This is a genomic window from Bacteroidales bacterium, assembly GCA_023228145.1.
Taxonomy (GTDB): Bacteria; Bacteroidota; Bacteroidia; order Bacteroidales; family CAIWKO01; genus CAIWKO01.
Map to the genome: position 1 here is coordinate 71,919 of JALOBU010000003.1, position 22,253 is coordinate 94,171.

Sequence of the window (22,253 nt, forward strand, 5' to 3'; positions counted from 1 at the left end):
GTAAAAAAACCAATTATGCTCAGAGCAATAATAATTGACGACGAAAAAACCTCCTGTGATACTTTGGCAGGTTTGATAAGCAGGTATTGCAAAAATGTGGAAATTGTTGGCTTTGCCAATGGTTATAAATCAGGCTTAAAAGCCATACATGAAAATAAGCCCGATATCGTTTTTCTCGACATTCAGATGCCTGACGGAAGTGGCTTTCAACTATTAGAGGATGTTAAAGATGTTAACTTTGATATTATTTTCACAACTGCTTATGACCAGTATGCCATTAAAGCCATTAAATACAGTGCGCTTGATTACTTACTTAAACCCATTATTCCTGCCGACCTTGTTAATGCGGTTCAAAAAGCCGAAGCAAGAAGAACCCATAGCGAAATGGATAGCAACATAAAAGTGTTGCTCGAAAACCTAAAAACCAAAAATGAACCAAAAAAAATAGTCTTGTCCACTTCCGACAAGATTCATATTGTGGAAACCGACAATATTATCCGTTGCGAGTCGGATGATTATTATACACGTTACTTTTTTACAGATGGCAAAACCCTTTTGATATCCAGAACTCTAAAAGAAACCGAGCAATTACTTGGGGAGCAGTCTTTTCTCAGACCACATAAGTCACACTTGATAAATATTAAATATATTAAGGGGTTACTTAAAAACGACGGAGGCTACATACTGATGTCTGACGGATACAAAGTGCCGGTTTCCAGAAGAAAAAAAGAAAAAGTGATACAAACTCTCAGGCATTTATAACAAATTTTATTTTTCCGAATACTTAAAAAAGCTGCCGATAACTTTTTTTCTTCTGCCGTAAACTTATTGAGTGAAAAATGTTATTTTATTAAAATTATTTTTGAATACAATTAAGTGCACTTTTTTTAACATAATGTTTAATTAATCCTATAAAATCACGAAAATAAAGTACCTATTTCCATTTTTTTACAATAAAAAATAAATTTGATAAAATTTTTTTGGTAAATTTAATCGAATATTTATATCTTTACCGACCTTTTTTAGTGTAAATAATTTTTTATTGATTTTTTAAACAACATAAAACTAAAAATATGCTTCGAAAGTTACTATTTACAGCATCCGTGATAATTACTGCAAGCTTGGCAGCATTCTCACAATCGGGAACCCTAAAAGGTAAAATTACGGATAAGACAACAAACGAGCCTATTCCTTTTGCAAATATTATTATTGAACAGGGAGGCAAGCAGTCTGGCGGTACAACATCTGATTTTGATGGTAATTATACCATTAAGCCCATCCCTCCAGGAAAATATGATGTAAAAGCCACTTATGTAGGATATAAGCCGATAATGATTGCCAATTTGGTCATCATTGCCAATCAGATTACCTTTCAGGATGTGCAGATGGAATCAACTGCAATCAACATTGAAACATTTGAGGTGGTTGACTACAAAGTTCCTTTGATAAGTAAGGACCAAACATCTTCAGGCGGAACTATGACATCGGAAGAAATATCAAAGATGCCCGGAAGGTCGGCACAATCGGTTGCCATACAGGTTGGTGGTGTTTTCTCGCAGGATGGTGATATGGGAAGCATAAGAGGAGCGAGAGCAGATGGAACTATCACTTATGTGGATGGTGTTAGGGTACGTGGCTCTTCTGCAGTGCCAAAAGCTGCAATTGAACAGGTAACGGTAATAACCGGAGGAACGCCGGCTCAATATGGCGATGCTACCGGCGGTATATTATCCATTTCAACAAAAGGAGCTTCCAGAGAATTTGGAATGGGTTTCGAAGGCGCTACTTCTCAATTTCTCGATAAGTTTGGATATAATCTGGTGAGTCTGAATTTGCAGGGACCTCTGATTAAAGGGCGTGACTCCACACAAACTACTGCATTACTGGGCTATTTTATTGCAGCAGAATATACCTATCAAAAAGACCCAAGACCTTTTCAAAATGGTAATTGGAAAGCATTGGATGATGTAGTTGCAGATTTAGAAGCAAGGCCACTTGTAGCTAGCGGACTGGGAACGGGGACATATACGTCTGCTGAATTTTTACGCAACTCAAGTTTTGAAAATATACCGGCAAAATTAAATTCTGCAAATAATGACCTGAATTTGTCAGGGAAAATTGACGTCAGGACATCTGCTAATACGAATTTAACTTTTGGAGGCACCTGGCAATATAACTGGGGAAAAGCTTATGTTCGTAATTATTCATTATTAAACTGGGAAAAGAATCCGGAACAGATTTATAGCTCCTGGCGTGTTTATGGGCGTTTTACTCAGCGTTTTCCTACTGCCAGTGATAGCAAGGCAACCATTAAAAATATTTATTATTCAATACAAGGAGATTATTCAAACACTACTAATACTACCCGTGACCCGGAATTCAGAGATGACCTTTTTAAATATGGTTATTTTGGGAAATTTAAAACCTATTCTACCAAATCATATGAATGGAACACCGACCCAACCACGGGCATTGAAGCAAATATTCATAATGGTTTTGCCGACACATTGGTTACATTTGAACAAACGGATATCAACCCAATATTATCAAATTATACACAAACTTATTATGACTTGTATGCAGGCGACCCTTACCTGCATTATCAGAACCTTAACCAGATTATGCTCGGTGGCGGTTTAGTTAACGGTTATTTTGGTTCAAGAGATAATGTTTATAATTTATGGACAAATGTTGGTATTCCCTATAACCAATATTCCCAAAGTGTTTACAATCAGTTTGGAATCACAGCCAATGCTTCTGCGGATATAGGAAATCATGCCCTACAGTTAGGTTTTTATTATGAACAACGTAAGGAAAGTTTTATTGCTTACAGTCCGGTTAGTTTGTGGCAGGCCTTACGTCAGCAAGTTAACAGGCATATAGTACAACTTGATTTGACAAATCCGCATTTGGTGTACGATCAATATGGCGTTTTTATGGATACTATTTGGTATGACCGTTTGTACTCAGAAAACGAACAGGCAACTGTGGATTATAATCTTCGCGAAAAACTCGGACTGCCTGTAAACGGAACTGATTGGATAGATGTGGACAGTTACGACCCAACCACCTTTAATATTGATATGTTCAGCGCAGACGAATTATTAAATAATGGAAATCCTTATGTCAGTTATCAGGGGTATGACCATACAGGTAAAAAATTAAAAAGTAAACCCAGTTTTGATGATTTTTTCACAGAAGTTAATTCTTTTGGAGATAAAACCCGTCCCATAGGCGCTTTTGAACCTATTTATATTGCCGGTTACATTCAGGATAAATTTGCATTTAACGACCTTATATTTAATGTCGGCCTGCGTGTTGACCGTTACGATGCCAACCAAAAAGTGCTGAAAGACCCATACCTTCTTTATGAAGCAAAAACTGTAAAGGAAGTTGATAACTTGGGCTCTCACCCGGCAAATATGGGAGAAGATTTTGTTGTTTATGTTGATGATATTAAAAACCCCGGAGCCATAAAAGGGTATCGTGATGGAAGTACCTGGTATAATGCTGAGGGTGTTGAAATTAGCGACCCTTCTACCATTGAAACCGGCTCTGGCATTGCACCTTATCTGGTAAATCCCGACCAGAAGGAGGTTAACTCTTCGGCGTTTACAGATTATAACCCACAGTTAAACTGGATGCCGCGTATTTCATTCTCCTTCCCCATTTCTGACGAAGCCTTGTTTTTTGCACATTATGACATTTTAACCCAGCGCCCAACAACAGGCAATGTGATGAATCCTACAGAGTATTTTTACATCTATTCACAAGGGCAAAACCCCATTAATAATCCAAACCTGAAATCAGAAAAAACTATTGATTATGAATTGGGCTTCCAGCAGAAAATAAGTAATTCTTCTTCAATTAAAATTTCCGGTTATTATCGTGAGCAACGAAACATGATTCAGGCTTATCGTTATTCCGGAGCATATCCTGTTAACTATTATACATATAATAATATTGACTTTGGTACAGTAATGGGTTTAACGGTAACTTATGACTTAAGAAGAACTGGAAATGTATGGCTAAAAGCAAGTTATACCTTGCAGTTTGCTTCGGGAACAGGTTCCAATGCTGAAACCGGACTTAATCTGGTTCAAACAGGACAACCCAACCTAAGAACAATTACTCCGCTTGATTTCGATAGAAGACATTCATTTCAGGCAGTGTTTGATTATCGCTATGGTGAAGGTAAAGAATACAACGGCCCGAAAATTACCAGAAAAATAAAAGGTACAGACAAGGTAAAAACCGTACAGTTGTTAAAAAATACCGGATTGAATATTTCACTGAACGGAGGCTCGGGCATTCCTTACAGCCGCTCCAGTACGGTTATTGCCTCTTTATTAACCTCACAGGGTTATTTGCTCGAAGGGCAGATAAATGGCTCTCGTATGCCATGGCAGTTCAGGGTGGATGCCCGCATTGATAAAGATATTGAAATTAAAACCGGCAAGAAAGGTGAAAAAAGAGGAAGACCTTTGTATATGAATATTTATCTTGAAATACTTAATGTTCTTAATAGCAAAAACATTCTTGGAGTTTATCGTGCTACCGGGAACCCTGATGATGACGGATATCTTTCTTCGGCAACATACCAGTCACAAATTAATGCCCAGACGGATGTTCAGGCATATATTGACCAGTATTCTATAAAAGTTAATAATCCCTATAATTATAGTTTACCAAGAAGAATTCGTCTGGGTGTTGCTTTGGCATTTTAAAGTTTATAAATATGAAAGTATCAATTAAACATAAAAAAATCACTATCATGAAAAATATCATTCGTTTATTATTATTCACAGCATTTATATTTGGATTTGCCAAAACAAATTTTGCTGAAGAGTGGCCGGTACTTAAATCGTTGAAAAATACACCTTTAACCAAATCAACTAAAGCCGAGGCCTGCCTTCCTGCTTCTGCTGCTATGGACCTTGATGTTAATAATGTGAAGTGCCGTATTATGACAGGAGGCGATATGTGGTGGGATTTACAGGGGGCAGCAGAATACTTTATTCCTGCCAATACAAAAAAAGCATCCATGTTTTCTGCCGCACTATGGATTGGTGGTTTGGATGTTAACGGACAGTTAAAACTTGCTGCGCAGCGTTATCGCGGTAACGGTAATGATTACTGGCCCGGGCCACTTTCAATTGATGGGACTGCTTCCATTGATGCTGAAACATGCGATGAATATGATAAATTTTTTGTAATTACACGCGCCGAAGTTGAAGAATTTATTGCTGCTTATAACGAAGGAGGATTAGGAGGATATGATGTTCCATCAAGTATTAAAAATTATCCGGCTCATGGAGACCTTTCAAAAAACCAAAGCTATTACATGGCGCCTTTTTTTGATAATAATAATGACGATATCTATAATTATAATGATGGTGATTATCCCTATTATGATTTTGAAAATGCTTTATGCCCTGCCAATATGCCTCCGGGTACAGTTGATGTTGACACGGGAACTCAAGGCCCGACAAGCCGTTTAGTTGATCAGGTATTAAAAGGAGACAAAACTCTTTGGTGGGTTTTTAATGATAAAGGTAATATTCACACAGAAACCCAAGGAGAGGCTGTTGGTATGGAAATCAGGGCACAGGCATTCGGATTTTCAACCAATGATGAAATTAATAACATGACTTTTTATACGTATGAAATTATAAACCGTTCAACTTATAGGCTAACAGAAACCTATTTCAGCCAATGGGTTGATACCGACCTGGGTTATGCTAAGGATGATTATATAGGTTGTGATGTGTTAAGGGGCTTGGGGTATTGTTATAATGGAGATGATTTTGATGAAAATGCAGAAGGTGCAACAGGTTATGGCGCTCAACCTCCGGCAATAGGTGTTGACTTTTTCCAGGGGCCTTATATGGACCCTGATCAAACGGATAATCTAAAATATGACATTGAGAATCCTTTAGAAAATTGCAATGAAGCTATCAATGGCGTGAATTTTGGCAATGGAATTATAGACGATGAACGCTTTGGTATGCGCCGTTTTGTGTTTCACAATAACACAGGTGGCGGGCTTGATGCAATAACCGACCCTGACATTGCGGCGGAGTATTATAACCTGTTAAGAGGTATTTGGAAAGACGGACAGCGTATGATATATTGGGGGTTGGCTCATCCGAGTGCCCAAGGGTACGGACCGGAATGTGACTTTATGTTTCCTGATAATACTGACCCCTGTCTTTGGGGAACAGGAGGCGTGAATCCTGGCTCTCCTTATCCCAGCCAATACTGGACAGAGGAACAATCAGGAAATGCCCCTTATGACAGGCGTTTCATGCAATCGGCAGGGCCATTTACTCTTGAACCGGGTGCGGTAAATTATATTACTGTGGGTATTCCCTGGGCACAAGCATCATCAGGCGGGCCTTTTGCATCTGTACAGCTTTTGCGGACGGTGGATGATAAATGCCAGGCTTTATTTGATAATTGCTTTAAAGTATTGGATGGTCCCGATGCACCAGATTTAACAATACAGGAACTTGACAAAGAATTGATACTTTATATTTCCAATAAAAAAGGACAATCTAATAACTATAACAAAACTCCAGAAGATTATTTCGAATGGGATAAAACGATTATTGAAGGGGATTCATTATTCAGATTTGAGGGGTATCAAATATTTCAGGTGAAAGATGCTTCCGTTTCCGTTACTGATATTCACGATGCAGACAAAGCAAGGCTGGTTGCTCAATGTGATATCAAGAATGATATTTCCAGAATTATTAACTACAACTATTCGGAAGCTTTGGGTGGTAATGTTCCTGTGATTGAGGTTGATGGTTCAAACTCAGGTATTGTGCATTCTTTTAGAATATTTGAAGATAAATTTGCATCCGGTGATAAACGTTTAGTAAATCATAAACAATATTATTATATTGCCATTGCTTATGCCTATAATAATTTTAAAACATACAGCCAATCTGTGCCTGAGTTTTATGATGGCCAAAAACTTCCTTATAAAGCAGGAAGAAAAGCTGCATCAGGTAATATTGAAATCGTTTCGGCTATGCCTCATGCCCCATCACCTGGAGCAGGAGGTACCATAACAAATTCAGAATACGGTGTGATGCCCCAGATTACCAGAATGGAAGGGCAGGGGAATGGAGGATTTATTTTGGATTTTACCACCGAAACTCATGACAGGATTATGTCTTCATCTTCATATTTTTCTGAACAACTCACCTATGATTATAATAAAGGACCTATAAACATAAAAGTTATTGACCCACTGAATGTAGCTCCGGGGACTTATACCCTGAAATTTGTTCCTCCTGCCAGCGGAAACATTGATTCTTCCAGTTGGGTATTGACAAATACTACAACGTTACAACAATGGAATTCCGAACAAACTATAAAAGTAGCGTACGAACAACTATTGCTGGATATTGGATTATCCATTTCCATTGAACAGGTGAAACTTCAGGACCCTGAACTTCGTGGTTATGAGAATGGATTTCTGGAAGCTACAATAGAATTTGCCGACCCCACAAAGCCATGGCTTACCGGAGTTCCTGATATTGATAATAATAAACCTTTTAACTGGATACGCTCGGGCATGACGGTTGACCAGGACGATTTAACTAACAATGACTATGATTTGAAATCTTCTGGTGGTTCAATTACCGGGGATGCTTATGACCCTGATGAAGTTTATGAAAAAATTCTTTCAGGAACCTGGGCGCCGTACCGTATGGCTTCCAGATTTGAATATGGGTCACAATGGGATGATGTTTTTTATTCAAGTAATAAATTGATAAATCTTTATAGTATAGATTTATATTTAACTCCTGACCGTTCCAAATGGTCTCGTTGCCCTGTTCTGGAAATGTGCGAAGATGATAATTATTTACTTACAGAAGGCAATGTGAAGAAACTTGACCTAAGAGCCGGAGAAACCGATGGCGTTGTAGGAATGGGATGGTTCCCAGGATATGCTATTAATGTTGAAACAGGAGAACGTTTAAATATTATGTTTGGCGAAGATTCCTGGTTGCAGGGCGAAAACGGTCGTGATATGATATGGAACCCTACAAATAATTATGCTACAAATTTAGGGGATATTTTATTTGGAGGGAAACACTGGACTTACATTATGGGCCATAATGGGGAATCGTATAGCCCTATTTTTAATGTATTGCAGGATTGTCCAGCTTATGATGGAGGCGAGTGGATAAGAAATACGTTGACGGCATATCCTCCCGATAATGCATATTATAGATTTTATAAGCGTTTTGTCTTTAAAGATGTGATGTGGGTTGGTTGTCCGATGATTTCAGATGCTAAGTACTTGTTTAACGACCCGGCAAATATGCCTTGTGAAGTTAAAATAAGAATCAGGGTAAGCAGGCCTTACAAAAGATATTATTCTACCAATACCGGCCCAACTACTCCCGAAAATAATAACTTTCCGATGTATTCTTTCAATACTGATAATATTTCAACTATTACAAACAGCGAAATTGCAGCAAAAGGTGCTCTGGACCTGATTAATGTAGTGCCTAATCCCTATTATGCATTTTCCGGTTACGAAATAAATCAGCTAGATAACAGGGTTCGTATAACAAATTTGCCTCAGAAATGCGAAATATCAATATTTACTGTGAGCGGGAACATGGTTCGTAAATATTCAAAAGATGATGTTAATTCCTATGTTGACTGGGATTTAAAAAACTATGCAGGAATACCCATAGCCGGAGGCATTTATCTGATTTATGTTAATGTTGATGGTGTCGGTACTAAAGTCCTAAAATGGTTTGGCTCATTGCGCCCGATTGACTTACAGGCATTTTAATTTTAAAACAGTGTAAAACCCTATAAAATTACCACTTATGAATAATACAGCTAAAATATTTTTATCAATTGCGCTGATAAGCCTGTTTGTACTGCCTGTGCAAAATACCAAAGCCGGTAATGAAGACCGTATTGGAGAATGCGGCGCTCAGGAATTGCTTATTAATCCCTGGGCAAGAAGTTCGGGTTGGGGCGGGGCAGGCGTTGCATTTTCACGGGGTATTGAAGCTATGTACACAAATATTGCCGGATTAGCATTTACCAAAAGAACGGAAATAGTATTTGCACATACCATGTGGCTGAAAGGTTCGGGTGTGAGTATTAATACTTTTGGCTTGTCTCAGAAAGTTGGGGAAACAAGTGTTATAGGATTAAGTGTTATGGCTATGAGTTTTGGCGATGTCATGATTACTTCCGTGGAGTTACCAGAAGGAGGTACCGGAAATTATACACCATCACTTCTAAACATTAATATATCCTATGCAAAAATGTTTTCTAACAGTATTTATGGTGGAATCAACCTAAAAGTACTTTCTCAAAAAATTTCCAATCTTTCAGCGCAGGGCATAGCTATTGATGCCGGTATTCAGTACATTACCGGGGAAAAAGAAAATATTATGTTTGGAATTGCTTTAAAAAATGTTGGCCCGCGGATGAAATTTAAAGGTGACGGGCTTTCCTTCACGGGAACGGGACAGAATTCTTCCTTTTCACAAACGGTAGAACAGCGTTCTGCTGATTTTGAATTGCCAACCACACTGAATATTGGTGTTGCTTACAATTTTATTATCAATGACCAGCATAGTATTTGTCTTGCAGGGACTTTTATATCCAATTCGTTTGGAAAAGACCAATATGTTGTTGGGTTAGAGTATAAGATGATGGAATATATGTATTTAAGGGGCGGTTATACCATGGAGAAAGGCATTTTTAAATCGGCTGACAGAACAAACGCTCATACCGGCCCTTCAGCAGGTATTACTGTTCAGGTCCCTATAAATAAAAAGAGAGGTTCAACGGTTGGTTTTGATTATTCGTACCGCTTTTCAAACCCATTTCAGGGCACACATTCTATCGGGGCCCGAATCAGTCTGTAACAGTAATATAAAAATTTTATGCAAAGAGTCCCTGTTTAGGGATTCTTTGTTTTTTTTTAATTTAAATAATAACACATGTCGAAGTATTATACAGAGGAAGGATTACAAAAGCTAAAAGATGAGCTTAATCAGCTTATCAACGTAGAGCGCAAGAAAATTTCACAACAAATTGCTGAAGCCAGAGATAAGGGAGATTTGTCGGAAAATGCCGAATACGATGCTGCAAAAGATGCACAGGGAATGCTGGAACTGAAAATATCTAAATTACAGAATGTAATTCGGAATGCAAAAATAATTGATGAATCAAAGCTGGATGTTTCGAAAGTTTTGATATTATCAATGGTTACCATAAAAAACCTGCCTAATGGTAAAACAATGACATATAACCTTGTCTCAGAAAACGAAGCAGATTTGAAACTGGGGAAGATTTCGGTAAATTCACCAATTGCAAAAGGGCTACTTGGTAAAAAAGTTGGGGATAAGGTTGATATTAATGTACCCGCAGGCACTTTAAAATTTGAAATAATTAAAATCTCTTATTAATAAAATATTATGGCAAGTATTTTTTCAAAAATTGTTGCAGGTGAGATACCTTGTTATAAAATTGCCGAGAATGATGATTTTCTGGCATTTCTTGACATAAATCCTATTGCTGAAGGGCATACCTTGGTTATTCCCAAACAAGAGACAGATTATATTTTTGATATTGATGATAAACAGTATAGCGAGCTATTTTTGTTTTCAAAGAAAATTTCTAAAGCTATAAAAAAATCAATACCCTGCAAAAAAGTTGGCATTGCAGTGGTTGGGCTTGAAGTGGCACATGCTCATGTTCATTTGATACCTATCAACAAAATCTATGACATTGATTTTAGAAACCCGAAACTTCCTCTTTCAAAAGAAAAGTTTAATTCGATTTGTGAGTTGATTCGAAATAATTTAGAGGCCTGATTTCTTTTTTGCCAGGTATTCTGCAATTTTAGTTAACTCATCGTACCATTCTTTACCGAATTTTTTGATAAGAGCTGCTTTTAGATACTTATAAAGCAATATTTTGTTTTCTTTTCCCTTGCAGATTGCAGATTTACATACATGCCAATTGTGATAATTAACAGCAAGGAAATCATCATAATCCGTTACTCTTACAGGATACAAATGGCAGGAAACGGGCTTTTGAAAAGTAATTTTTTTTTCAGAATAAGCTTTTTCGATTGCGCAGAAGGCAATATCCTTGTCATAACAAACAAAAACACATTCCCTACCGCTGAGTAGCGGCGTAACTTTTTTTCCTTCGGGATCAGTAACAAAAACACCTGTTTTTATGACTTCTGAAATAGCATCCGGAGTCATAAACTTTTTAATTTCGTGCAGGTTTTTAGCAATTAATTGAATTTCTTCCTCTTCCAGTGGGGCGCCGGCATCTCCTTCCACACAACACTTTCCATTGCATACCTGAAGGTTGCAGCAAAAATAACATTGAGCTATTTCGTCAGATACCAGTGTGTTACCAACAATGAGCATGTTTTTCCCCAAAATTAATAAGTATTTGTTCATAAGCAAGAGTGTTTTAATATATTTTTGTAAAAAAAACCATGCTTGTTTTTCCCGGATGCAAAATAAATCTTGGATTGAAAGTTGTTTCGAAACGAAGTGATGGCTTTCACGAAATTGAAAGTATTTTGTTTCCCGTTCCATGGTATGATGCCCTTGAACTAATTCCATCGGATATTTGTATTTTCACTTATAAAGGAAAAGCCATTCATTGCCATGCTGAGGACAATATATGTTACATGGCTTATCAGAAGATGAAGCAATTATATAAAATTCCTACTGTAAAATTGTATTTATTGAAAAATATTCCAATGGGAGCCGGATTAGGCGGTGGCTCTTCTGATGCAGTATATGTGTTGCTGGTTTTAAACAAATTGTTTTCTTTGGGTTTAAATAATAATGAGCTCACAGAAATTGCTGCAGGTTTAGGAAGTGATTGTTCTTTTTTTGTGCAAAAAGGCCCTTGCCTGGCAAGCGGCAAAGGTGAAAAGCTAATGCCTGTATCGCTCAATTTAAAAGGATACTATCTTGCTATTGTAAAACCGGATATTTCCATATCTACGGCAGAAGCTTACAAAATGATTATACCTTGTAAAAGAAACATTTCATTTGCTGACGTGATAAAGCAACCGATTGAAAAATGGAAGGATTTATTAATAAACGATTTTGAAACTCCGGTATTTAATAAGTACCCTGTAATTAAAGAAATTAAAAATCAATTATACAGCAAGGGAGCCATTTATGCTTCAATGAGCGGGAGCGGGTCAGCAGTTTACGGACTGTTTGAAAAAAAAGTAACTATAAAGAGTGTTTTTCCGGATTATATTTGCTGGATGGGGGAATTATAAATTTATTTGGGGGCTTTTTTTAGCAGATAAAAGGCTATGCCAAGAAAAACAACATTGGGTAGCCAGGAAGCTATCATGGGTGTCAGGTTGCCATAGGTGGCAAATGTTTCAGTAATACGCATAAAAAGAATATAAACGAATGTCAGAGCAAGGCCAAAAGCTATATGCATACCTATGCCCCCCCTAACTTTTCTGCTTGATACAGAAACCCCAATAAGTGTCAAAATAAATGCAGAAAAAGGAAAGGCAAGCCTTTTGTGTTTTTCTACTTCATAAAACCTGATATTTTCTGCCCCTTTCATTTTTTCTTCTTTTATGAATTTTCTGAGCTGAGTAAAATTCATTATGTCCAGATTGTCTGTTTTACTATAGAAATCACCCGGAAGCAGATTGATAGTTGTGTCTTTTTTTTCACCATTGTATATAACTTCCTTCATTCCATCAATAAGACGTATGCTGTATTTATTAATAGTCCATTTCATTTTAGTGCTATCCCAAATAATATTTTTTGCTGACAATTTATAATACATTTTCCCTTCTTTGAATGATTCAAGGGTGAACAGAGTGCCCATATTTTGGTCAACGTCGTAGCTTTCAACATAAACAAAAGTTCCCGGTGAAATTTGCATGTGCATATTTCTGTTGTTATTTCTGTATTTATTTTTAATGTAAGTGTTTTTAAAATTCAGCAGCCCCTTATTGGTACTTGGAATTAAAAAATTAGCCATATAAAACGACAATGCGGTAAGCAAAAATGCTGTAAACATATATGGTCGTAACATTCGGTTAAAACTTACGCCACTGCTCAATATGGCAACAATTTCTGAATAGGAAGCCATTTTTGAAGTGAAGAAAATAACAGCGATAAATGTAAAAAGCGGACTGAAAAGATTTGCAAAATATGGAATAAAATTCAGGTAATAATCAAATATTATTTCGTTTAATGGCGCCTGACTTTGAATGAGGTCATCAATATTTTCCGACAAATCGAAAATTATGACAATCATGATTATCAATGCAATAGAAAGGAAGAAGGCCCCTAAAAATTTTCTGATAATATAAAAATCAATTTTTTTCAACACAGAATGCTTCAAGATGGTAAATGATAAACAACAAATTTAATCTATTTCGTATTATCGGAAAATAAAAAAACCTGCCGTAACGGGCAGGTTTTTAAAAAAAATATTGTGTTTATTCCTCATCTTTTTCTTGTTCTTCGTAAGCTTTAAGCAGCTGAGTCTGTATTTCTCCAGGCACCTGGGTATATTCTGAGAATTTCATACCGTAAGTGGCACGTCCACTTGTTATGGAACTTAAAGCTGTAGAATACCTGTTCATTTCTGCTAAAGGAACTTTTGCTAAAATTTTCTGGTAGTTTCCTTCGCTGTCCATGCCCATAATTACCGCTCTTCGGCCTTGCAGGTCTGTCATTACGTCTCCCATTTTATCTTCAGGTACAATTACTTCCACGTCGTATATAGGCTCGAGAATTTTAGGGCCGGCATTTTTAAATGCTTCTTTAAATGCATTTCTTCCGGCGAGTTTGAATGATATTTCGTTGGAGTCCACGGGGTGCATTTTACCATCATAAATATAAACTGCAATGTCGCGGGCATAAGAGCCTGTTAGCGGACCTTCTTCCATTTTTTCCATGATTCCTTTCAGAATGGCAGGCATAAAACGTGCGTCAATGGAGCCGCCTACAATGCAATTGTGAAATATTAGTTTTCCACCCCATGACAGTTCATGTTGTTCTTTTCCACGAATAGGAAATTCGGTAGGTTCAACCATATTTTCTGTGAAAGGCTGTATCAGCAAATGCACTTCGCCAAACTGACCTGCTCCGCCTGATTGTTTTTTGTGGCGATATACGGATTTTGATTGTTTGGTGATGGTTTCACGATATGGTATCCTGGGAGGAAGAAATTCTATATCGATTTTATTAATTTTTTCAATTTGCCATTTGGCTATGGTGAGGTGTAATTCTCCCTGTCCGTGTAAAATAAGTTGTTTGAGTTCTTTGGAATATTCAGGAATTAAGGTAGGGTCAATTTTACGCATGTCATTTAATATCCCGCCAAGCTTTTCATCATCTGCAGTATTAAGGGCTTTCACAGCAACACGATATTTCGGGTTCGGGAATTCTATAGGCTTCAGTTGTATTTCTGAATTTTTTGAAAAGTTTAAGGTGTTATTTGTATAAGAGTTTTTCAGTTTGATGGTAGCAGCAAAATCTCCTGCAACAACTTTGGCAATTTTTTCACGATTTTTTCCGGCACAAACAAACACTTGCGAAATTCGCTCTTTGGTGCTGTTGTTAACATTGACCATATCCAAAGCTTCAGTGATTTCACCCGATAACACTTTGAAATAGGATACTTCACCAATATGTGTTTCTATGGATGTTTTAAAAATAAAAGCGCTGGCAGGCTCTGTAATTATACAGGGGATATCTTTACCTTCAACGGTTTTTGGAGGTGCAACTTCGTCGGGGGATGGAGTGGAATTAGCGATAAATTCCAGCAATGAACTTACCCCTAAATTATTTTTTGATGATGTGCATAAAACCGGGAAAAGATTTCTGTGAGTAATACCAAGTTTTATACCTCTGAAAAGTTCTTCTTCAGTCAAAGTGCCTTTATCAAAAAATATTTCCATAAGCGATTCATCGCTCTCGGCGGCAGCTTCAATCAGAGCAGCATGCAATTCTTCGGCTTTGACTTTTTCACTGTCAGGTATGTCTAATATTTCAGCTTTACCGTCTTTGTTGTATTTAAATAACTTCATTTTTAAAAGGTCAACAACGGAATCAAATCCGATACCGGTGTTCAAGGCATATTGTACTAGAGTAACTTTTGCACCAAATTGATTTTTAAGCTGCCTGATATTTTCTTCAAAATTTGCTTTTTCATGTTCTAGCTGGTTGACGACAAATATTACAGGAACATTTTGCTTATTGGTATGGCGCCATGTAATTTCTGTACCCACTTCAACGCCATTTTGTGCATTGACTACCATGAGTGCTGTTTCACAGACTTTTAAGGATGAAAACACTTCCCCGATAAAATCATCAAAACCGGGATTATCAATAATATTTATTTTTTTGCCGGCGTATTCCGTGTACATCACGGTTGAATAAACCGAATTTTGACGCTCAAGTTCTATTTCGCGATAGTCAGAAACGGTATTATTATCTTCCACGCTACCTCTTCTTTTAATCACGCCACCTTCAAAAAGCATACATTCAGCCAGGGTGGTTTTCCCTGATTTTGCGCCACCAATCAACGCAATGTTTTTAATCTCATTAGTCTGATAAACCTTCATTTTTTATAAGTTGTAATAAATTAATAAATAAATTTTCAAAAAAGGTCAGCAAAGATATGAAAATATATGATAAAAAATACAGAATTTACAAAAGGCTTAATCCATGAGTTTATTATCTTTCCAATTCCCGCATACCTTTTTGCCTGAAGCATAAGTAAAGCAACCCTGCCCATGAAATTTATTTTGCCGAAACATTCCATCGTATTGTGAACCGTCAGGCATGATCAGAAATCCTTTGCCATCTTTCGTATTGTTTTTGAGATGGCCTTTGTATGTTTTTCCGTTTTCACAGGTAAAAGTTCCTTCACCGTTCATTTTGCTGTTTTTCCACTCGCCCTGATAAGTACAACCTTTATATTCTCCTTCAGCATATATAAATGTCCCTATTCCGTTACACTGATTTTCCGACCATTCACCATAATAGCTGTCTCCATTGGCATAGAAATACTTCCCTGTTCCCTGAAGTTTGTTGTTGATAAACTGGCCTTCATATCTGTCTCCACTGGCGTATTCAAAAATTCCGTTGCCATTCATCATGTTGTTAGCCCATTCGCCGTTGTACCTGCACCCCTGCCATTTCCCTGATGCAAAAGTAAAAATACCTTTCCCCTGCAATTTATTGTTAGAAAACTCACCTTCATATTTGTCCCCGTTGGGATACGAAAAAACTCCAACACCATTTTTGCAATCACCCGAGACACAACCGAATTTTTGTGCAGGGCAAACAGTATGAACATTGCAAAACAAAACAAAAAAGAGAACAAGATGAAAACTCTTAAAAAAAGTATTAAAGGTTTTCATATAATATATACCAGTTTTCAATTGCTTTTAACTTTTCATCAGAAATACAGAAGTTCTTCTGCCTACTGCCTTTCGGGTTCCATTTGAACATACTTTGAAAGCAGGGTGGCATATTTTTTACTTTCTTCTTTCTGGCCGTATTTATCAGAATAGGCCATCAGTGCCTGTAATATTTGCAATGCTTGCTGCGTGTCCTGACCGTGAAATCCGAGTGTCAGGTCTCTGTTGCTGGCAAAATATGAAACATTTTTTGCAAAAGTTTTTTGGTCCACGCTTTCATAATATTCAAGATCCTGGTCATAAATAGTTCCTACTGTGCTGAATATCTCGTTGGCCTTTGCATTTTCTCCGCACATAAAATATAATTCGGCATATCCTATCATGTATAAATCAAAGGGTACTGCATAATCAGGCATCAGTTCAACACCTTTATTAAGAATTTCCAACGCTTCTTTTTTCTTACCCTCGCTAATCAATGCCTGGGCGAGGCGGGCAAAATTATTGCGGAGGTAGAGCGACATTCCATAACTTTCTTTATCAACATAAACATTTGGGTCGTTGAGGTTGCCGTAAGCAAATTTTTTTGTAAAACAATCGTAAGTTTCATTAGTCAGCACCCCGCCTCTTTTAGCGTCGCCTTTTACAGGCAGAAAACGGTACACACATCCTTCAAGGAAACAGTAGTCGTCAATGTCTATAAAATCTTTTACGCTTGAAGGGCTGGCAAAATATATCGGACGTTCCCAATTATTGGTAGCTATGATATCCAGCAACATCAGGTCGTTTTTATACAAAGTGTTTTTTCTCATTTTCCATGTGATGGCTTTTACCACTTTATCAGTCAGATATGAGGGGACTGTGCCATTGTTACATACTTTTAGAGAGTCTACCTTAAGTGAAAATAACTTAGTTGGCAGATAAGCGACATAACGTTTATCCTGAAGCCTGACTTTATTATCCTGTTTGTCGCTATTGATAAAGTTTATGATTTTTTTCAAGTCCCAGTAGTTGTTTGGGTCTTTCTCGAAATAAGGGACAAAATCGTTGGTTCCGGCAGTATATTTATCTGAAGGTATTGTAAAAGGAAGGGGGTCGGAATCATAAATTTTGTTGAATAACTGATGAATATACCAGTCGCCGGATGCAAGAGTAAAGTTAACCACACGGACATCCGTTCTGAAACCTTCGACTTCCTGAGCGTACCATAGAGGAAAAGTGTCGTTATCTCCATTGGTGATTAAAATTGCATTGGGAGCACATGACGCAAGATAGTTTTTTGCATAGTCTCTGCAGGCGTATTTATCAGAACGGTCGTGGTCGTCCCAGTTTTGATTTGCCATTATAACGGGAACAAGCAGAAGGCCTGTGAGTACAGATGCAAAAACTGCAATGAGTTTGGGTATCTTTAATTTAGATATAAAATGATATATAGCAATAACGCCTAACCCTACCCAAATAGCGAAACTGTAAAATGATCCTGCGTAAGCATAATCACGTTCACGCGGCTGGTAAGGTGTAGGATTCAGGTAAAGAATGATAGCCACACCCGTCATGATGAACAATAACAATACAACAAAGGCGTCTTTTTTATTTTTTCTGAAATGGTATATCAATCCTGCCAGCCCAAGCAGTAAAGGAAGAAAATAATATGTGTTTCTGCCTTTATTAGTCTGCATTTTATCGGTCAGTTTGTCTTGGGACCCTAAACGTGCTGCATCAAGGAAGTTAATGCCACTGAGCCAGTTACCGTTTGCAATATCCTTGTTTCCGGCTTCATCAATGCCAAAACCTTGTATGTCATTTTGCCTCCCGGCAAAATTCCACATAAAATAACGCCAATACTGGTTTCCAAGCTGGTTTTTAAATAAAAACGCCAGATTTTCTCCAAAGGTAGGTTTGCTTTTACCCTTTGTACCTGTCCATGCCATATAGGCTCTTATATGCTTGTCCTGGTCGCTCCACATGCGCGGAAATAATCCGCAACCGGCAGGATCATATTTATAAGATAGTTTACGATTTGTACGAATGTATTTATCTTCACCCTTGATATAATTGTAATTACCTTCTTTAGTATCTACAACTTTTGTGTTAAAATACTGCCCGTAAAGCACTGGCCAGTCGCCATATTGGTCGCGGTTGAGATAGGTGAGAAGTGTCAGCGCATCTTCCGGGGCATTTTCATTAATTGGCGTATTGGCATTAGCCCTGATTACAAGTACAAGAAAAGAAGAATATCCTATCAAAATAAATGCAAAAGACAAAATGATAGTATTCATAATCGTATGGGCGCGTTTTTTGGTAATAATCAAACCCAATACTATTAGGCCTACAATAATTACAAAATAAATTATTGTTCCCGAGTTAAAGGGCATGCCTGCCGTGTTTACAAAAAATAGCTCGAAATATCCTGCCATCTTAACCGTCCAGGGAATAATCCCGGATTGTATAAACCCTAAAATGATAACCGAAAGAATCAATGTTACTATGAAGTTTTTTCTTGATTGTTTAACTTTTCTGAAATAGTAAATCAAAGTCATGGCAGGAATACACAACAGGTTTAACAGGTGAACCCCGATAGAAAGCCCTATCATAAAAGCAATAAAAACGATCCATCGGTTGGCGTATTTTTCATCTGCCACCACCTCCCATTTCAGAATAGCCCAGAAAACAATAGCCGTAAAAAAGGCTGATGTTGCATAAACTTCCCCTTCCACAGCCGAAAACCAGAAAGAATCGGAAAATGTACATGTTAATGCGCCGACAAGGCCGGCACCCAGAATAATGTATATTTGAGGAACCGTTAGGTCATAACTGTTGCTTTTTACGTATAATTTTTTTGCCAGCGCCGTGATGGTCCAGAAAAGAAAAAGAATGGCAAAGCCGCTTAATATGGCAGACATGCTGTTAACCATCATAGCAACTTTGGAAACATCATCCCCTGCGAACAAGGTGAAAAAGCGGCCAATAAGCTGAAAGAATGGCGCTCCGGGAGGGTGCCCTACCTCAAGCTTGTAGGCGGTGGAAATATATTCCCCGCAATCCCACCAGCTTACTGTGGGTTCTTTCGTTAAAAGGTAAACCGCGGAGGCGAAGATAAAAACTATCCATCCCAACACGTTATTCATTACTTTAAAATTCTTTAGAAAATTCATAATTCCCTTTTTGTAATTAAGGTTACGAAAATACTAAAATGATGTTAATTTATCCGTCATTTTAAGAAAAAAATTAATTTTACTGTCTTTTAATTACGAAATCATGCTTTGTTTTTTTCGTTTTATAGAATACCTGAAATATAGACTTCATGCAAAGTCTGAATTTAAAATTCATGCCCCTTTTTGTTATGAATTTTATACAAAAGCGATAAAAACTCATAAAAAAGCGAAAAAACATCTTTCTGAAATTGAAAAAAGAAAAAAAATTTTACTTCATTCAAACGAAAAGATTACAGTTCAAGACTTGGGAACAGGGTTGGCTAAGAAGCCATCAACACGAAAAATTTCCAGGATAATTACAGGCAGTTCAAGTTCAAAAAAAGAAATGCGGACGTTTTTTTCTATGGTTCAGTTTTTAAAACCCTTGAACATAGTTGAATTAGGGACATCATTAGGCTTTACAACCATGGCGATGTCAAAGGCACAAAGTAATATTGAGATTATTACTATTGAAGGCTGCTCTGAAACAGCAGCATGGGCTCAAAAAAATTTCGATAACTCAGGCTTCCCAATTAAAATTATTAAAGGTGATATAGAAAAAGCGCTCCCTTTTGTCCTTGAGGGTTTGAAAACAATAGGCATGGTTTATTTTGATGCAAATCATACCCGGGAGGCTACTTTAAATTATTTTAATATTTGCCTGCCATACATCAATCAACAAAGCGTTTTTATTTTTGACGACATATATTGGTCGCCTGATATGAAAGCTGTCTGGAATGAAATATATATGCATCATGAAGTGAGTCTCAGCATTGATTTGTTTCATTTTGGATTAGTGTTTTTTAATAAAAAAATAGCAAAGCAACATTTTGTTTTGAAGTATTGACGTACCTTTGTTAAAACTAATTTTGTTATGTCTCAGCAGGTAATTAAGTTGGCAGGTATTGCAAAGCACTACAAGGTCGGGGCGCATATTGTTAAAGCCTTACAGGACATCTCTCTTGAAATCCAAAAAAACGAATATGTTGCACTTATGGGGCCTTCGGGTTCCGGAAAATCAACATTGATGAATCTTCTCGGATGTCTTGATACTGCAACCAAAGGAGAATATATTCTGAACAACAGGGATGTCAGCAAGCTTGATGATAACGAATTGGCAGAGATACGTAATAAGGAAATAGGCTTTGTTTTTCAGACATTCAATCTTTTGCCGCGCTCTACAGCACTTGACAATGTTACTTTACCGCTCATTTACGCCGGTTATGGAAAGGCCCGGAGGTTGGAACGTGCCAAAGAAGTGTTGGAGCAAGTTCAGCTTGCTGACCGTGTTACACATAAGCCGAATGAACTTTCCGGAGGGCAACGACAGCGTGTAGCTATCGCCAGAGCATTGGTCAATCACCCGTCAATTATCCTGGCTGACGAACCAACCGGCAACCTTGACTCCAAAACTTCTATAGAGATAATGGGATTGTTTGAGGAAATTCATGAAAAAGGAAATACAATTATTTTAGTTACTCACGAAGAAGATATTGCACGTCACGCCCATCGTATCATTCGCCTTAAAGATGGTTTAGTGGACGAAGATATGCTGAATGAAAATGTCCGTAAAATGGCTTACTATAAAGATACTTTTCATGCAACAAATTAAATGGCTGAAAAAATAAAAAAAATATATACCAAAACCGGTGATGAAGGAAACACATCGCTTCTGGGAGGTACAATTATAAAAAAATCCGATTTAAGAGTTGAAGCATACGGCGCCCTTGATGAACTGAATTCATATATAGGACTTGTGAGGGATTTTGCCATAGAACAGGAGATGAAGGAAATCCTGTTAAAAATTCAGGAACATGTTTTTATAGCAGAATCTATGATAGCAGCGGATACGCCATCGGTGATGAACACATTGCCAAAGTTAAACAAAATGAATATTAGCATGATCGAACAAGAAATAGATAAAATGGCGCAAACTCTTGTTCCGCAACATAATTTTATACTTCCGGGCGGTCACCCGCTGGTGTCATACTGTCATATTGTAAGGACTGTTTGCCGAAGAGCAGAGAGATGTATTGTAAGGATTGAAAATACAAACGAATATTATTCAATAATTATAAAATACATAAACCGCCTTTCCGATTATTTTTTTATTCTGGCCCGTTATATAACCAAAGAGTTGGGTATTGAAGAAAATTACTGGAAGCCATAAAATATCATTTACAGCATTTAAATAAATTTGTTAAAAAATTAAAAAATTTTTATTCACTCAATAAGCAGGAGTATTTTATCGTTATCCTGATATAACAGGACTTTCAGAGGTAAAACGATGATAAATAAAAGTGGTTTAAATGTGAAATATAAAAGAATATTGTTTTTTGCTTGACTTTTTGTAATTAATAATTATATTTTTGCAAAAAATTTTAAAAAGGGAAGTATGTATTGGACATTAGAACTTGCCTCAAAACTTGAAGACGCTCCCTGGCCGGCCACCAAAGATGAGCTGATAGATTATGCACAGCGCACCGGATTACCTATGGAGGTCATCGAAAACCTGAAAGAGATAGAGGACGAAGGCGAGATTTACGAAAGTATTGAGGATATCTGGCCCGATTATCCTACCAAAGAAGATTTCTTCTTTCATGAAGATGAATACTAAA

At 37.3% G+C, this 22,253-nt stretch carries 16 protein-coding genes; 11 read left to right on the top strand and 5 right to left on the bottom strand.

Annotated elements, in window-relative coordinates:
* The first annotated feature begins 15 nt into the window (after positions 1-15).
* From M0R16_02125 to M0R16_02150, 6 genes are all read left to right on the top strand, one after another.
* Positions 16-762, top strand: coding sequence for a LytTR family DNA-binding domain-containing protein (locus tag M0R16_02125; protein MCK9611678.1), 747 nt, complete (start codon positions 16-18; stop codon positions 760-762).
* Positions 763-1,073: 311 nt separating this feature from the next.
* Positions 1,074-4,727 carry a carboxypeptidase regulatory-like domain-containing protein gene (locus tag M0R16_02130; protein MCK9611679.1) on the top strand — a complete coding sequence of 1,218 codons (3,654 nt, stop codon included), beginning with the start codon at positions 1,074-1,076 and terminating at the stop codon, positions 4,725-4,727.
* Positions 4,728-4,774: 47 nt separating this feature from the next.
* Positions 4,775-8,824 (top strand): hypothetical protein, encoded by a 4,050-nt coding sequence (locus M0R16_02135; protein MCK9611680.1) that lies wholly within the window; start codon positions 4,775-4,777, stop codon positions 8,822-8,824.
* Positions 8,825-8,861: 37 nt separating this feature from the next.
* On the top strand, positions 8,862-9,920 hold the full coding sequence (locus M0R16_02140; GenBank protein ID MCK9611681.1) for a PorV/PorQ family protein: 1,059 nt from the start codon (positions 8,862-8,864) through the stop codon (positions 9,918-9,920).
* A gap of 75 nt (positions 9,921-9,995) precedes the next feature.
* Positions 9,996-10,463 (top strand): transcription elongation factor GreA, encoded by a 468-nt coding sequence (gene greA, locus M0R16_02145; protein MCK9611682.1) that lies wholly within the window; start codon positions 9,996-9,998, stop codon positions 10,461-10,463.
* 9 nt (positions 10,464-10,472) lie between these two features.
* Positions 10,473-10,871, top strand: coding sequence for an HIT family protein (locus tag M0R16_02150; GenBank protein ID MCK9611683.1), 399 nt, complete (start codon positions 10,473-10,475; stop codon positions 10,869-10,871).
* Here M0R16_02150 and M0R16_02155 read toward each other — a convergent pair.
* Positions 10,860-11,474 (bottom strand): DUF3109 family protein, encoded by a 615-nt coding sequence (locus M0R16_02155; GenBank protein MCK9611684.1) that lies wholly within the window; start codon positions 11,472-11,474, stop codon positions 10,860-10,862. The genes M0R16_02150 and M0R16_02155 overlap by 12 nt on opposite strands.
* A 38-nt stretch (positions 11,475-11,512) precedes the next feature.
* Here M0R16_02155 and ispE point away from each other — a divergent pair, with 38 nt between their 5' ends.
* A complete protein-coding gene (gene ispE / locus M0R16_02160) occupies positions 11,513-12,319 on the top strand; it encodes a 4-(cytidine 5'-diphospho)-2-C-methyl-D-erythritol kinase (GenBank protein MCK9611685.1) in 807 nt (268 codons plus the stop codon).
* Between the two features lie 2 nt (positions 12,320-12,321).
* On the opposite strand, the gene M0R16_02165 is transcribed toward ispE, so the two are convergent.
* From M0R16_02165 to M0R16_02180, 4 genes are all read right to left on the bottom strand, one after another.
* Positions 12,322-13,326, bottom strand: a complete 1,005-nt coding sequence (locus tag M0R16_02165) for an LptF/LptG family permease (GenBank protein MCK9611686.1) — start codon at positions 13,324-13,326, stop codon at positions 12,322-12,324.
* A 184-nt stretch (positions 13,327-13,510) separates the two neighbouring features.
* Positions 13,511-15,643, bottom strand: a complete 2,133-nt coding sequence (locus M0R16_02170; GenBank protein ID MCK9611687.1) for an elongation factor G — start codon at positions 15,641-15,643, stop codon at positions 13,511-13,513.
* Positions 15,644-15,739: 96 nt separating this feature from the next.
* Complete coding sequence (locus tag M0R16_02175) at positions 15,740-16,444, bottom strand: hypothetical protein (GenBank protein ID MCK9611688.1); 705 nt, start codon at positions 16,442-16,444, stop codon at positions 15,740-15,742.
* Between the two features lie 62 nt (positions 16,445-16,506).
* The gene (locus M0R16_02180; GenBank protein MCK9611689.1) at positions 16,507-19,596 is read right to left on the bottom strand and encodes a DUF2723 domain-containing protein; all 3,090 of its coding nucleotides are present in this window, start codon (positions 19,594-19,596) and stop codon (positions 16,507-16,509) included.
* Between the two features lie 103 nt (positions 19,597-19,699).
* Here M0R16_02180 and M0R16_02185 point away from each other — a divergent pair, with 103 nt between their 5' ends.
* From M0R16_02185 to M0R16_02200, 4 genes are all read left to right on the top strand, one after another.
* Positions 19,700-20,482, top strand: a complete 783-nt coding sequence (locus M0R16_02185; GenBank protein MCK9611690.1) for a class I SAM-dependent methyltransferase — start codon at positions 19,700-19,702, stop codon at positions 20,480-20,482.
* Between the two features lie 27 nt (positions 20,483-20,509).
* On the top strand, positions 20,510-21,247 hold the full coding sequence (locus M0R16_02190; protein MCK9611691.1) for an ABC transporter ATP-binding protein: 738 nt from the start codon (positions 20,510-20,512) through the stop codon (positions 21,245-21,247).
* On the top strand, positions 21,248-21,805 hold the full coding sequence (locus M0R16_02195) for a cob(I)yrinic acid a,c-diamide adenosyltransferase (GenBank protein ID MCK9611692.1): 558 nt from the start codon (positions 21,248-21,250) through the stop codon (positions 21,803-21,805). It begins immediately after the preceding gene.
* Between the two features lie 225 nt (positions 21,806-22,030).
* Entirely contained in the window at positions 22,031-22,252 is a 222-nt protein-coding gene (locus tag M0R16_02200; GenBank protein MCK9611693.1) for a DUF2795 domain-containing protein, read from the top strand.
* Position 22,253: the final 1 nt, after the last annotated feature.

What these genes read in the sequence shown, in the direction of transcription:
- M0R16_02125 (MCK9611678.1), top strand. Translation starts at nt 16, where the DNA reads ATGCTCAGAGCAATAATAATTGACGACGAAAAAACCTCCTGTGATACT.
- M0R16_02130 (MCK9611679.1), top strand. Translation starts at nt 1,074, where the DNA reads ATGCTTCGAAAGTTACTATTTACAGCATCCGTGATAATTACTGCAAGC.
- M0R16_02135 (MCK9611680.1), top strand. Translation starts at nt 4,775, where the DNA reads ATGAAAAATATCATTCGTTTATTATTATTCACAGCATTTATATTTGGA.
- M0R16_02140 (MCK9611681.1), top strand. Translation starts at nt 8,862, where the DNA reads ATGAATAATACAGCTAAAATATTTTTATCAATTGCGCTGATAAGCCTG.
- greA (MCK9611682.1), top strand. Translation starts at nt 9,996, where the DNA reads ATGTCGAAGTATTATACAGAGGAAGGATTACAAAAGCTAAAAGATGAG.
- M0R16_02150 (MCK9611683.1), top strand. Translation starts at nt 10,473, where the DNA reads ATGGCAAGTATTTTTTCAAAAATTGTTGCAGGTGAGATACCTTGTTAT.
- M0R16_02155 (MCK9611684.1), bottom strand. Translation starts at nt 11,474, where the DNA reads ATGAACAAATACTTATTAATTTTGGGGAAAAACATGCTCATTGTTGGT.
- ispE (MCK9611685.1), top strand. Translation starts at nt 11,513, where the DNA reads ATGCTTGTTTTTCCCGGATGCAAAATAAATCTTGGATTGAAAGTTGTT.
- M0R16_02165 (MCK9611686.1), bottom strand. Translation starts at nt 13,326, where the DNA reads ATGATTGTCATAATTTTCGATTTGTCGGAAAATATTGATGACCTCATT.
- M0R16_02170 (MCK9611687.1), bottom strand. Translation starts at nt 15,643, where the DNA reads ATGAAGGTTTATCAGACTAATGAGATTAAAAACATTGCGTTGATTGGT.
- M0R16_02175 (MCK9611688.1), bottom strand. Translation starts at nt 16,444, where the DNA reads ATGAAAACCTTTAATACTTTTTTTAAGAGTTTTCATCTTGTTCTCTTT.
- M0R16_02180 (MCK9611689.1), bottom strand. Translation starts at nt 19,596, where the DNA reads ATGAATTTTCTAAAGAATTTTAAAGTAATGAATAACGTGTTGGGATGG.
- M0R16_02185 (MCK9611690.1), top strand. Translation starts at nt 19,700, where the DNA reads ATGCTTTGTTTTTTTCGTTTTATAGAATACCTGAAATATAGACTTCAT.
- M0R16_02190 (MCK9611691.1), top strand. Translation starts at nt 20,510, where the DNA reads ATGTCTCAGCAGGTAATTAAGTTGGCAGGTATTGCAAAGCACTACAAG.
- M0R16_02195 (MCK9611692.1), top strand. Translation starts at nt 21,248, where the DNA reads ATGGCTGAAAAAATAAAAAAAATATATACCAAAACCGGTGATGAAGGA.
- M0R16_02200 (MCK9611693.1), top strand. Translation starts at nt 22,031, where the DNA reads ATGTATTGGACATTAGAACTTGCCTCAAAACTTGAAGACGCTCCCTGG.